The 11,960-nt window shown below is 57.4% G+C and carries 10 protein-coding genes and 3 tRNA genes; 12 read left to right on the top strand and 1 reads right to left on the bottom strand.

Features of this window, described 5'->3' with window-relative positions:
* The first annotated feature begins 601 nt into the window (after positions 1 to 601).
* From AC1Z24_RS23360 to AC1Z24_RS23335, 6 genes are all read left to right on the top strand, one after another.
* Positions 602 to 1,696: an ABC transporter ATP-binding protein gene (locus tag AC1Z24_RS23360; protein ID WP_483742901.1), complete on the top strand. Its 1,095-nt coding sequence runs from the start codon at positions 602 to 604 to the stop codon at positions 1,694 to 1,696.
* Positions 1,696 to 2,796, top strand: a complete 1,101-nt coding sequence (locus AC1Z24_RS23355; protein ID WP_483742900.1) for an ABC transporter ATP-binding protein — start codon at positions 1,696 to 1,698, stop codon at positions 2,794 to 2,796. The genes AC1Z24_RS23360 and AC1Z24_RS23355 overlap by 1 nt, the downstream gene beginning before the upstream one ends.
* Entirely contained in the window at positions 2,789 to 3,652 is an 864-nt protein-coding gene (locus AC1Z24_RS23350; RefSeq protein WP_259102474.1) for a carbohydrate ABC transporter permease, read from the top strand. Before AC1Z24_RS23355 ends, AC1Z24_RS23350 begins: the two co-directional genes overlap by 8 nt.
* 9 nt (positions 3,653 to 3,661) lie before the next feature.
* Positions 3,662 to 4,462 (top strand): carbohydrate ABC transporter permease, encoded by an 801-nt coding sequence (locus AC1Z24_RS23345; RefSeq protein WP_259102472.1) that lies wholly within the window; start codon positions 3,662 to 3,664, stop codon positions 4,460 to 4,462.
* 11 nt (positions 4,463 to 4,473) lie between these two features.
* Positions 4,474 to 4,746, top strand: a complete 273-nt coding sequence (locus tag AC1Z24_RS23340; protein ID WP_259102697.1) for a DUF2160 domain-containing protein — start codon at positions 4,474 to 4,476, stop codon at positions 4,744 to 4,746.
* A 98-nt stretch (positions 4,747 to 4,844) separates the two neighbouring features.
* The gene (locus AC1Z24_RS23335; RefSeq protein WP_483742899.1) at positions 4,845 to 6,617 is read left to right on the top strand and encodes an ABC transporter substrate-binding protein; all 1,773 of its coding nucleotides are present in this window, start codon (positions 4,845 to 4,847) and stop codon (positions 6,615 to 6,617) included.
* 64 nt (positions 6,618 to 6,681) lie between these two features.
* Here AC1Z24_RS23335 and folD read toward each other — a convergent pair whose 3' ends face one another.
* Entirely contained in the window at positions 6,682 to 7,536 is an 855-nt protein-coding gene (gene folD / locus AC1Z24_RS23330; RefSeq protein ID WP_259102468.1) for a bifunctional methylenetetrahydrofolate dehydrogenase/methenyltetrahydrofolate cyclohydrolase FolD, read from the bottom strand.
* 294 nt (positions 7,537 to 7,830) lie between these two features.
* Between folD and AC1Z24_RS23325 the strand changes: the two genes are divergently transcribed.
* From AC1Z24_RS23325 to clpX, 6 genes are all read left to right on the top strand, one after another.
* Positions 7,831 to 7,907 (top strand) — tRNA-Arg (locus AC1Z24_RS23325).
* A gap of 49 nt (positions 7,908 to 7,956) precedes the next feature.
* Positions 7,957 to 8,032: transfer RNA gene (locus AC1Z24_RS23320), tRNA-His, on the top strand.
* Positions 8,033 to 8,093: 61 nt separating this feature from the next.
* Positions 8,094 to 8,178, top strand: a tRNA-Leu gene (locus AC1Z24_RS23315).
* A 345-nt stretch (positions 8,179 to 8,523) separates the two neighbouring features.
* Positions 8,524 to 9,834 (top strand): trigger factor, encoded by a 1,311-nt coding sequence (tig, locus tag AC1Z24_RS23310; protein ID WP_483742898.1) that lies wholly within the window; start codon positions 8,524 to 8,526, stop codon positions 9,832 to 9,834.
* Positions 9,835 to 9,925: 91 nt separating this feature from the next.
* Positions 9,926 to 10,561 carry an ATP-dependent Clp endopeptidase proteolytic subunit ClpP gene (clpP, locus tag AC1Z24_RS23305; RefSeq protein ID WP_259102465.1) on the top strand — a complete coding sequence of 212 codons (636 nt, stop codon included), beginning with the start codon at positions 9,926 to 9,928 and terminating at the stop codon, positions 10,559 to 10,561.
* A gap of 111 nt (positions 10,562 to 10,672) precedes the next feature.
* Complete coding sequence (clpX, locus tag AC1Z24_RS23300) at positions 10,673 to 11,956, top strand: ATP-dependent Clp protease ATP-binding subunit ClpX (protein ID WP_259102463.1); 1,284 nt, start codon at positions 10,673 to 10,675, stop codon at positions 11,954 to 11,956.
* Positions 11,957 to 11,960: the final 4 nt, after the last annotated feature.

Raw genomic sequence — 11,960 nt, 5'->3', positions numbered from 1 at the left:
CAAAACGCTTGTTGCCCCAGGAATTGAGCACCTGCCCGTGTTGATCAGCCAGCAAAATCAGGCAGTCGGAGTTGCTCAGGATGTTTTCGTAGAAAGGCAGCACTTGCTGATGGGTGGTCTGTACCAAGGCTTCATGGCGCTCCAGCAACTGGCTGACTTGCGCATTGGGCAGTTGGCCGAAAGACGGGCGTGATTGATGGTCGAGGCCGAAATCCCGACAGCGGCTCCAGGAGTCCTGAATGATGATGTCGTGGGCGAGCGATGCACTGGGGTTGGCCATGGGTATCGATCCTGCGGTGCTTTTATTGTTTTTGTCGTTCGACCTGCGCGCATGCCTGCTGAGGGGGGCGCCGGTGTGCACAGAGTGTCGTTCAGTAGTGTTCAAAGTCAATGTTCATTTTGTTCAGGTGTTCAGGCTTTGGTGTTCACTTTTGTTCAGCTTTGAACGTAGGGTTTTTCGCTGATTTGCGCGGAAGGCTCTAAAGCGGTGCTTTAAGGCGTTGCGATAGGTTTGGCACGGTTATCGCTAACGAATAATCATTCGAATGTTTGTGAATGCTACTCGTAAACACCCTAATAAGAATGAACAAAAGGGCACACCATGTCTCTCACCCTGGAGCACGTCAGCCGTACGGTTGATGGTCAAACCTGGATCGACGACGTATCCCTGAGCTTCGAAGCCGGTTCTTTCAACGTACTGCTGGGGCGGACGTTGTCCGGCAAGACCAGTCTGATGCGTCTGATGGCCGGGCTGGACAAGCCAGACAGCGGTCGAATCCTGATGAACGGCGTTGATGTCACCGGCCAGCCGGTACGCCAGCGCAATATCTCGATGGTCTATCAGCAGTTCATCAACTACCCGAGCATGACCGTGTTCGACAACATCGCCTCGCCTCTGCGCCAGACCGGTGTATCGAAGGATGTGATCGAAAGCAAGGTGCGGGAAACCGCGCGGATGCTGCGTATCGAGAAATTCCTGCCGCGCTTCCCTCTGGAGCTCTCCGGTGGTCAGCAGCAGCGCACGGCCATGGCCCGGGCGCTGGTCAAGGACGCCGACCTGATTCTGTTCGACGAACCCTTGGTCAACCTTGACTACAAGCTGCGCGAAGAGTTGCGTCAGGAAATGCGTGAGCTGTTCGCGGCGCGCAATACCATCGCGGTTTACGCCACCACCGAGCCGAACGAGGCTCTGGCCCTGGGCGGCACCACCACTATTCTGCATGAAGGCCGGCTGATCCAGAGCGGTGTGACCCCGCATGTCTATCACCAGCCGCAGACCGTGCTGGCCGCGGAGCTGTTCTCCGAGCCGCCGATCAACCTGATGCCGGGCCGTATCGATGGCAACGAAGTCAGCTTCGCCAATTTCGTGCACTTCCCGCTCAATGTCGATCTGCGCACTATCGGCGACGGTTACTACCGTTTCGGCGTACGCCCCAGCCATTTGAGCCTGGTGCCGTCCAACGATGACGACCTGGAGTTGGCGGTCACCGTGGAACTGGCCGAGATCAGTGGTTCGGAAACCTTCCTGCATGTGCGCAACGAGCATTTCTCGCTGGTATTGCACCTGCCGGGCGTCCACGCCTATGACGTCGATGCGCCGATCCGCGTGTATATCCCGACCCACAAACTATTCGTATTCGATCAGCAGGACCGCTTGATTCAAGCGCCGGGCCTGCGCATGGCGAGGGTTGCCTGATGGCCGAAATCCGTTTGCAGAACCTCGCCCACAGCTACAGCAAGACGCCGGGCGGCCCCGAAGACTACGCGATCCGCGAGATGACCCACATCTGGAACCAGGGCGGCGCCTATGCGTTGCTTGGCCCTTCCGGTTGCGGGAAGTCGACCCTGCTCAATATCATTTCCGGCCTGCTCAGCCCTTCGGAAGGGCAGGTGCTGTTCGATGGCAAGCGAGTCAACGATCTGACCCCGGAAAAGCGCAATATCGCCCAGGTTTTCCAGTTTCCGGTGGTCTACGACACCATGACGGTGTTCGACAACCTGGCTTTCCCGTTGCGCAATCAGGGCGTCGATGAGACTCGGGTCAAGATCAAGGTCAACGAGATTGCCGAAGTTCTCGACCTGCAGGAGCTGCTGAAAAAGAAAGCCAGTAACCTGACCGCAGATGAAAAGCAGAAGGTCTCCATGGGCCGCGGTCTGGTTCGGGACGACGTCTCGGCCATTCTGTTCGACGAACCCCTGACCGTGATCGACCCGCACCTTAAGTGGAAACTGCGGCGCAAGCTCAAGCAGATCCATGAGCAGTTCAATATCACCATGGTCTACGTCACCCACGATCAGTTGGAGGCTTCCACCTTCGCCGACAAGATCGCGGTGATGTACGGCGGCCAGATCGTTCAGTTCGGCACGCCCCGCGAGCTGTTCGAAAAGCCGTTGCACACCTTTGTCGGCTACTTCATTGGCAGCCCCGGCATGAACCTGATCGACGTCAAGCCCGAGGTCGGTGGTGTCGGCTTTGGCGATGTGCATCTGGCCTTGCCGCAAGCGATGCTCGACACCCTCGCTGCGACGCAGTGGAAGACTTTGAAAGTCGGTATCCGCCCTGAGTTCGTGCATGTCTGGGACGGCCCGTTCGAAGAAGCCATGTGCGCGGACGTGACCTATGTCGAAGACCTGGGTACCTACAAGATCCTCACCCTGGACCTGGCCGGGCAGAAGCTCAAGGTGCGCCTGCAGGAAGACAAGCCGGTGCCCGAAGGCAAGGCCTGGATCAGTTTTCCCGGGCAGTGGCTGATGCTGTACGCCGATGACTTTTTGCTGGAGCCTGGCCATGAATAAGGTGCATAACAACAAGGCCTGGTGGTTGGTGCTGCCGGTCTTCCTGCTGGTGGCGTTCAGTGCCATCGTGCCGATGATGACCGTGGTCAACTACTCGGTGCAGGACATCTTCGACCAGTCCAGCCGCTACTTCGTCGGCGCCGACTGGTTCCGTCAGGTGCTGCGTGATCCGCGCCTGCACGACTCGCTGCTGCGTCAGTTCATCTACTCGGCCTGTGTGCTGCTGATCGAAATCCCCCTGGGGATTGCGGTGGCCCTGTGCATGCCGACCAAGGGCCGCTGGTCCACGGTCTGCCTGATCCTGATGACCATTCCGCTGCTGATTCCGTGGAACGTGGTGGGCACCATCTGGCAGATCTTCGGTCGTGGCGATATCGGCCTGCTGGGCTGGACCCTGAACAAACTCGGCGTCAGCTACAACTACGCTGCCAACAGCGCCGACGCCTGGGTCACCGTGCTGGTGATGGACGTCTGGCACTGGACTTCGCTGGTGGCGATGCTCAGTTATTCCGGCCTGCGTGCCATTCCGGACGTGTATTACCAGGCCGCGCGGATCGATCAGGCATCGTCCTGGGCCATCTTCCGCCATATCCAGCTGCCGAAAATGAAGAGCGTGCTGCTGATCGCGGTGATGCTGCGCTTCATGGACAGCTTCATGATCTACACCGAGCCCTTCGTGCTCACGGGCGGCGGGCCGGGTAACTCCACGACCTTCCTCAGCCAGACCCTGACCACCATGGCCCTGGGGCAATTCGACCTCGGCCCGGCGGCGGCTTTCTCGCTGGTGTATTTCCTGATCATCCTGTTGGTGTCCTGGCTGTTCTATACCGCCATGACCCACAGCGACAAGAACTGAGGAGCGGCCATGAACGCGCGCAAAATGGTTCCGTTAGTCCTGTATATCCTGTTTCTGCTGGTGCCTATCTATTGGCTGGTGAACATGTCGTTCAAGACCAATGGCGAGATCCTCGGCGGCCTGAGCCTGTGGCCGCAGGATTTCACCCTGGCCAACTACAAGGTGATCTTCACCGATGAGAGCTGGTACAGCGGCTATATCAACTCGCTGTACTACGTTTGCCTGAACACGGTGATTTCGCTGACCGTGGCGCTGCCGGCGGCCTATGCGTTCTCGCGCTATCGTTTTCTCGGCGACAAGCATCTGTTCTTCTGGCTGCTGACCAACCGCATGGCGCCACCGGCCGTGTTCTTGCTGCCGTTCTTCCAGCTGTATTCGTCCATCGGTCTGTTCGATACCCATATCGCCGTGGCACTGGCTCATTGCCTGTTCAACGTGCCGCTGGCGGTGTGGATCCTGGAAGGCTTTATCTCGGGTGTGCCTAAGGAAATCGACGAAACCGCCTACATCGACGGTTACAGTTTTCCCAAGTTCTTCCTGAAGATTTTCATTCCCCTGATCGGCTCCGGCATCGGCGTCACGGCGTTCTTCTGCTTCATGTTCTCCTGGGTCGAGCTGCTGCTGGCGCGGACCCTGACTTCTGTGAATGCCAAGCCAATCGCCGCGGTGATGACCCGCACCGTGTCGGCCTCCGGCATTGACTGGGGGGTACTGGCTGCGGCCGGGGTGCTGACCATTTTGCCGGGCATGCTGGTGATCTGGTTCGTTCGCAATCACGTGGTCAAGGGCTTTGCCCTGGGCCGGGTATAAGGAGTCGCATGATGGATTGGATGGCCTGGACTACCCTCACTGCTGCCTTCTTCGGCGCCATTGCGGCGGCGCTGGTCGGCATGACGATCTGGGAGCTGCGTTCGCCGTGTGTCGAGCGCCGCGGTTTTCTGCCGATCACCACCAGTCGTGGCGATCGCCTGTTTATCGGACTTCTTGGTAGCGCCTACCTGCATTTGCTGGTGATAGGCGTGACGGACTGGAGCATCTGGATCGCTTCGGTGATTTCCCTGGTGTGGCTGTTGTTGGTGATGCGTTGGGGGTAGTCGCCCGTTGCTGGGGCGACAAGAGTGGCACGCTTGAGATTTCAGGACCCCGGTCGGATCAGCATCCGGCCGGTTGATAACAACAACTGGAGGTATCTATGTTCTATAAAAACAACAAACTGCGACATAGCGTGTCGCTGGCAGCGATGCTGGCGTTGAGTGGCTTGAGCGTGACCGCATGGGCAGATGCCTATGAAGACGCCGCGAAAAAATGGGCAACGACCGAATTCCGGCCATCGACCCTGTCGCCAGAAGATCAGCTCAAGGAGCTGGAGTGGTTCATCAAGGCGGCCGAGCCGTTCCGCGGCATGGACATCAAAGTGGTCTCGGAAACCCTGACCACTCACGAATACGAGTCGAAGGTGCTGGCCAAGGCGTTCGCTGAAATCACCGGGATCAAGGTCACCCACGACCTGCTCCAGGAAGGTGATGTGATCGAGAAGCTGCAGACCGCCATGCAGTCGGACAAAAGTATCTATGACGGCTGGGTCAACGACTCCGACCTGATCGGTACCCACATGCGTTATGGCAAGGCTCTGTCGCTGACCGACCTGATGGCCAGCCCTGAAGGCGCGAAGGTCACTTCGCCGACCCTGGATATCAAGGACTTCATCGGCACCTCCTTCACCACCTCTCCGGACGGCAAGCTGTATCAGCTGCCCGACCAGCAATTCGCCAACCTGTACTGGTTCCGCGCCGACTGGTTCGAGCGTCCTGATCTGAAAGAGAAGTTCAAGGCCAAGTACGGCTACGAGCTGGGTGTTCCGGTCAACTGGTCGGCTTATGAAGACATTGCCAAATTCTTCAGCGAAGACGTCAAGGAAATCGACGGCAAGAAAGTCTACGGTCACATGGACTACGGCAAGAAAGACCCGTCCCTGGGCTGGCGCTTTACCGATGCCTGGTTCTCCATGGCCGGCAGCGGCGACAAGGGCCTGCCTAACGGCTTGCCAGTGGACGAGTGGGGCATCCGCGTAGAGGACTGCCATCCGGTCGGTTCCAGCATCACCCGTGGCGGCGATACCAACGGCCCGGCGGCTGTTTTCGCTACCCAGAAATACATCGACTGGCTCAAAGCCTATGCACCACCTGAAGCGGCAGGCATGACCTTCTCCGAGTCGGGTCCGGTGCCTTCCCAGGGTAACGTTGCGCAACAAATCTTCTGGTACACCGCTTTCACCGCTGACATGACCAAACCAGGTCTGCCGGTCATGAACGCTGATGGCACGCCGAAATGGCGCATGGCGCCGTCGCCGAAAGGTCCGTACTGGAAAGAAGGCATGAAGCTGGGCTATCAGGACGTGGGTTCGTGGACCTTCCTGAAGTCTTCCGAAGAGAAGAAACGCAATGCGGCCTGGCTGTATGCGCAGTTCGTCACTTCCAAGTCGGTATCGTTGAAGAAGACCATCGTCGGCCTGACGCCGATTCGTGAGTCGGACATCAACTCCAAGGAAATGACCGAACTGGCACCGAAACTCGGTGGTCTGGTGGAGTTCTACCGCAGCCCGGCCCGCGTGCAGTGGTCGCCGACCGGCACCAACGTACCGGACTATCCGAAACTGGCGCAGTTGTGGTGGAGCCACGTGGCTGAAGCCGTGACCGGCGAGAAAACCGCTCAGGCAGCGCTGGATGGTCTGGCCAAGGATCAGGATGCCATCATGACGCGTATCGAGCGTTCCAAGGTTCAAGAGGCGAGTGGTTGCGCGCCGAAGATGAATCCGGAAACCTCGGCTGAAGAGTGGTACACCAAGGCTGAACAGAGTGGCGGCAAGTTCCTCGCGCCACAGCGCAAGCTGGCCAATGAGAAGCCTAAAGGCGAAACCATTGCCTATGCTGACCTGCTGAAAAGCTGGGAAAACGCCAAGAAGTAACATTTGCTAGAAACAAAAACGGCACCTCTTGAGGTGCCGTTTTCATTTGTGCGCTGCTGCCCGATCAGCTGTGCAGTGTTTCTGCCGCGTACAAGGTGTTTTCCAGCAGGCAGGCGCGAGTCATCGGGCCTACACCGCCCGGTACTGGCGTGATCCAGCTGGCACGGGGCAGGGCGGTTTCGTACACCACGTCACCGACCAGCTTGCCGTCGTCCTGACGGTTGATACCGACGTCTATGACGATGGCGCCTTCCTTGACCCATTCACCCTTGACCAGGCCCGGCTTGCCGGCAGCCACTACCACCAGATCGGCGCGGCCGACATGGCCGGCCAGATCCTTGGTGAAACGGTGGGTTACGGTCACGGTGCAGCCTGCCAGCAACAGTTCCATCGCCATGGGGCGACCGACGATGTTGGAGGCGCCAACCACCACTGCATCCATCCCGTAGAGATCAACGCCAGTGCTTTCCAGCAGCGTCATGATTCCTTTCGGTGTGCAGGGGCGCAGCAGGGGGATGCGCTGAGCCAGGCGACCGACGTTATAAGGATGGAAGCCGTCGACGTCCTTGTCCGGACGAATGCGCTCCAGCAGCAGCGATGCATCCAGATGCTCCGGCAGCGGCAGTTGCAGTAGCACGCCGTCGATAGTGGCGTCGTCATTGAGGCTGTCGATCAGGTCGGTGAGTTCGGCCTGGGTAGTTTGCGCAGGAAGATCGTAGGCCTTGGAAATAAAGCCGACTTCCTCGCAATCCTTGCGCTTGTGCGAGACATAGACCTGGGATGCAGGATCGCTGCCCACCAGAATCACCGCCAGGCCCGGCGTACGCAGGCCCTGTTGGCGACGTTCGGCGACACGTTTGGCGATCTGCTGGCGCAGGCCTGCGGCGATCGCTTTGCCGTCGATTAGTTTTGCAGTCATGACGGGTGATTAACCATCGAGAGGGATTGAAAAAGAGCGCGCATTCTCGCATGTCATGACGCAGGGGCAAAGGCGCTTGCTCGGCATATTCCGCTAACCCCTTTATCTAGCTGAATTTTTTTTGAAAAAGAGTTGACGACCTCAGGGCTCGTCTATAAGATTCGTCGCACTTGTCGGGCAGAGCCCAGCACTGGTTAAGCTAGCACTGGTTGATTCGGTCGGTCAGAGTTGCAAATTGGCTCGATGTGATGAAAGCCTTTAATTTGTAGTCGTTAAAGAATGCAGATTATATAAGTGCCCGTAGCTCAGCTGGATAGAGCATCCGCCTTCTAAGCGGATGGTCGCAGGTTCGAGTCCTGCCGGGTGCGCCACTAAAGGCAGCTTTGGCACAAGTAAGATGTAACGTCACAACGCAATATGGTGGGCGTAGCTCAGTTGGTAGAGCACAGGATTGTGACTCCTGTTGTCGTGGGTTCGATCCCCATCGTCCACCCCATATTCGAACAAAGAAGGCGCCAGACTTATAATCTGGCGCCTTTGCTTTAAAAGCCTGTAACGCGGATGTGGTGGAATTGGTAGACACACTGGATTTAGGTTCCAGCGCCGCAAGGTGTGAGAGTTCGAGTCTCTCCGTCCGCACCAGACAATAGAAAAAGCCGCCTAGTGCGGCTTTTTTTGTTTCAGCGTTTTGTTTTTCGCGTCGCAGGTCAGTCGGCTCAGGCTGCCGCCGGTCTTGTGGGGCGTGTTTTATGGTTGGGGACAGTGTCAGGGTCTGCGTATTCCTTCCTTTATATAAGGGCCGGGCCAGACACCTTTTCGACAGATGGAAGGCAGTCCCGATTGCCCCTGGCTGTCCGCCTGTCTCCGCCATCCTAATTTGCCCTTTTTCAGTAGGGTGACTTCTTGAGTTCGACCCACTAGAATGCTTGCCCTTAGATTCTGGGGTCGGGAAACGGCCGGCTAACGTCTGTGCAACGAGGAATATCCATGCAAGTTTCTGTTGAAAATACTTCCGCTCTTGAGCGCCGCATGACCATTGGCGTGCCTGCCGAACGCATCGAGACTGAAGTCAACAAGCGTCTGCAGCAGACTGCACGCAATGCCAAGATTCCAGGCTTCCGCCCTGGCAAGGTGCCAATGAGCGTGATCCGTCAGCGCTACGAAGAAGGCGCGCGTCAGGATGCACTGGGCGAAGTCATCCAGGCTTCGTTCTACGAAGCTGTTGTCGAGCAAAAGCTGAACCCGGCAGGTGCTCCTTCCGTAGAACCCAAGTCCTTTGAAAAGGGCAAGGATCTGGAATACGTAGCCACCTTCGAAGTGTTCCCGGAGTTCACCGTTGCCGGTTTCGAGTCGATCGCTGTAGAGCGTCTGTCGGCCGAAGTCGCTGACAGCGATCTGGACAACATGCTGGAAATCCTGCGCAAGCAGAACGTTCGTTTCGAAGTGGCCGATCGCGCCGCCCAGAACGAAGACCAGCTGAACATCGATTTCGTCGGCAAGGTCGACGGTGAAGTCTTCGCAGGTGGTTCGGCCACCGGCACCCAGCTGGTTCTGGGTTCCGGCCGCATGATCCCTGGCTTCGAAGACGGTCTGGTTGGCGCCAAGGCTGGCGAAGAGCGCGTTCTGAACGTGACCTTCCCAGAGGACTACCAGAACCTGGAGCTGGCTGGTAAAGCTGCTGAGTTCACCGTCACCGTCAACACTGTTTCCGAGCCTAAGCTGCCTGAGCTGAACGAAGAGTTCTTCAAGCAGTTCGGTATCAAGGAAACCGGCATCGAGGGCTTTCGCACCGAAGTTCGCAAGAACATGGAGCGCGAGCTGCGTCAGGCCATCAAGTCCAAGGTCAAGAATCAGGTAATGGACGGCTTGCTGAGCGCCAACCCGATCGAAGTGCCGAAAGCCCTGCTGGAAAACGAAGTCAACCGTCTGCGCGTGCAAGCGGTTCAGCAGTTCGGTGGCAACATCAAGCCTGACCAACTGCCGGCCGAGCTGTTCGAAGAGCAGGCCAAGCGCCGCGTCGAGCTGGGCCTGATCGTTGCTGAAGTGGTCAAGCAGTTCGAACTCAAGCCTGATGACGCCCGCGTTCGCGAGATGATCCAGGAAATGGCTTCCGCTTATCAGGAGCCTGAGCAGGTTGTGGCCTGGTACTACAAGAACGAACAGCAAATGAACGAAGTGCGTTCGGTTGTGCTGGAAGAACAAGTTGTGGATACTGTTTTGCAGAAAGCTAGCGTGACCGACAAATCGGTCTCCTACGAAGAAGCAGTCAAGCCGGTAGAAGCTCCAACAGCCGACTGATTTCTTCTCTCGTTCGAAAACACCCATAAGCCAGCCTTCGCGCTGGCTTATGCGTATTCAAGCCATGACTATTTGGGAGTGAATGCAGGACATGTCCCGCAATTCTTATATTCAGCAGCACTCTGACATCCAGGCCGCAGGCGGCCTGGTCCCGATGGTTATCGAGCAGTCCGCCCGTGGCGAACGCGCCTATGACATCTACTCGCGCCTGCTCAAGGAGCGAGTGATCTTTCTGGTAGGTCCGGTAGAAGACTACATGGCCAACCTGATCTGTGCGCAACTGCTATTCCTTGAAGCGGAAAACCCGGACAAGGATATCCATCTCTACATCAACTCACCGGGCGGTTCGGTGACTGCAGGCATGTCGATCTACGACACCATGCAGTTCATCAAGCCCAACGTTTCGACCACCTGTATCGGTCAGGCCTGCAGCATGGGTGCGTTCCTGTTGACCGCCGGTGCTGAGGGCAAGCGTTACTGCCTGCCGAACTCGCGCGTGATGATTCACCAGCCACTGGGCGGTTTCCAGGGCCAGGCTTCGGATATCGAAATCCATGCCAAGGAAATCCTCTTCATCCGCGAGCGTCTCAACACGCTGATGGCCAAGCACAGCGGGCACACCCTGGAAGAGATCGAGCGTGATACCAACCGCGATAACTTCATGAGTGCCGAAGCCGCGCGTGAGTATGGGTTGATCGATGAAGTGATCAGCCAGCGCCCTGCTTAAACCCAGCAGCGCAAAATAAGGTTGGTCGGCTGCTCTGATCACTTGCGGGCTTGAAAAAGCCCGCAATAGCCTTCATCTTGTGTTGCAAGCCTACCGGATTGGATCGATCGAATGACTGACACCCGCAACGGCGAGGACAACGGCAAATTGCTCTATTGCTCCTTCTGCGGCAAAAGCCAGCATGAAGTACGCAAATTGATTGCCGGCCCCTCGGTCTTTATATGCGACGAGTGCGTCGACCTGTGCAACGACATCATCCGCGAGGAGGTGCAGGAAGCCCAGGCCGAAAGCAGTGCGCATAAATTGCCATCGCCGAAAGAAATCAGTGGCATCCTGGATCAGTATGTAATTGGCCAGGAGCGTGCGAAAAAGGTTCTGGCCGTAGCGGTTTACAACCACTACAAGCGTCTGAACCAGCGCGACAAGAAAAACGATGACGTTGAACTGGGCAAAAGCAACATCCTGCTGATCGGCCCTACGGGCTCCGGTAAGACGCTGCTCGCTGAAACACTGGCGCGCCTGCTCAATGTTCCGTTCACCATCGCCGACGCCACCACCCTGACCGAAGCCGGTTATGTGGGTGAGGACGTGGAAAACATTATTCAGAAGCTGTTGCAGAAATGTGATTACGACGTAGAGAAGGCCCAGATGGGTATTGTCTACATCGACGAAATCGACAAGATTTCGCGCAAATCCGACAACCCTTCCATTACCCGTGACGTGTCCGGCGAAGGCGTTCAGCAGGCTCTGTTGAAGCTGATCGAAGGTACCGTGGCTTCCGTACCGCCCCAAGGCGGCCGCAAGCATCCCCAGCAGGAGTTCCTGCAGGTGGACACGCGCAATATCCTGTTCATCTGCGGTGGCGCATTCTCGGGCCTGGAAAAAGTTATCCAGAACCGTTCCACCAAGGGCGGCATCGGTTTCAACGCCGAAGTCCGCAGCAAGGAAGAAGGCAAGAAGGTTGGTGAATCGCTGCGTGAAGTCGAGCCCGACGATCTGGTCAAATTTGGCCTTATCCCCGAGTTCGTCGGCCGCCTGCCGGTCCTGGCGACATTGGACGAGCTGGACGAAGCTGCATTGATGCAGATTCTGACCGAGCCAAAAAATGCCCTGACCAAGCAATACGCCAAGCTGTTCGAGATGGAAGGTGTGGACCTGGAATTCCGCACCGATGCGTTGAAATCGGTTGCCCGTCGCGCGCTTGAGCGCAAGACCGGTGCCCGTGGCCTGCGCTCCATCCTGGAAGGCGTGCTGCTCGACACCATGTACGAGATCCCCTCGCAGACCGACGTCAGCAAGGTGGTCATCGACGAAAGCGTGATCGACGGTACTTCCAAGCCGTTGTTGATCTACGAAAACAGCGAGCCGCCTGCCAAGGTTGCTCCTGAGGCGTGAGTCA

This window comes from Pseudomonas sp. JL23, from assembly GCF_056933585.1.
The sequence above is the reverse complement of the archived record's forward strand: the minus strand, read 5'-3'. Positions and strand labels throughout refer to the sequence as shown.

Excerpts from the sequence above, each read along its gene's own strand:
- AC1Z24_RS23360 (WP_483742901.1), top strand. The coding sequence starts at position 602 with ATGTCTCTCACCCTGGAGCACGTCAGCCGTACGGTTGATGGTCAAACC.
- AC1Z24_RS23355 (WP_483742900.1), top strand. The coding sequence starts at position 1,696 with ATGGCCGAAATCCGTTTGCAGAACCTCGCCCACAGCTACAGCAAGACG.
- AC1Z24_RS23350 (WP_259102474.1), top strand. The coding sequence starts at position 2,789 with ATGAATAAGGTGCATAACAACAAGGCCTGGTGGTTGGTGCTGCCGGTC.
- AC1Z24_RS23345 (WP_259102472.1), top strand. The coding sequence starts at position 3,662 with ATGAACGCGCGCAAAATGGTTCCGTTAGTCCTGTATATCCTGTTTCTG.
- AC1Z24_RS23340 (WP_259102697.1), top strand. The coding sequence starts at position 4,474 with ATGGATTGGATGGCCTGGACTACCCTCACTGCTGCCTTCTTCGGCGCC.
- AC1Z24_RS23335 (WP_483742899.1), top strand. The coding sequence starts at position 4,845 with ATGTTCTATAAAAACAACAAACTGCGACATAGCGTGTCGCTGGCAGCG.
- folD (WP_259102468.1), bottom strand. The coding sequence starts at position 7,536 with ATGACTGCAAAACTAATCGACGGCAAAGCGATCGCCGCAGGCCTGCGC.
- tig (WP_483742898.1), top strand. The coding sequence starts at position 8,524 with ATGCAAGTTTCTGTTGAAAATACTTCCGCTCTTGAGCGCCGCATGACC.
- clpP (WP_259102465.1), top strand. The coding sequence starts at position 9,926 with ATGTCCCGCAATTCTTATATTCAGCAGCACTCTGACATCCAGGCCGCA.
- clpX (WP_259102463.1), top strand. The coding sequence starts at position 10,673 with ATGACTGACACCCGCAACGGCGAGGACAACGGCAAATTGCTCTATTGC.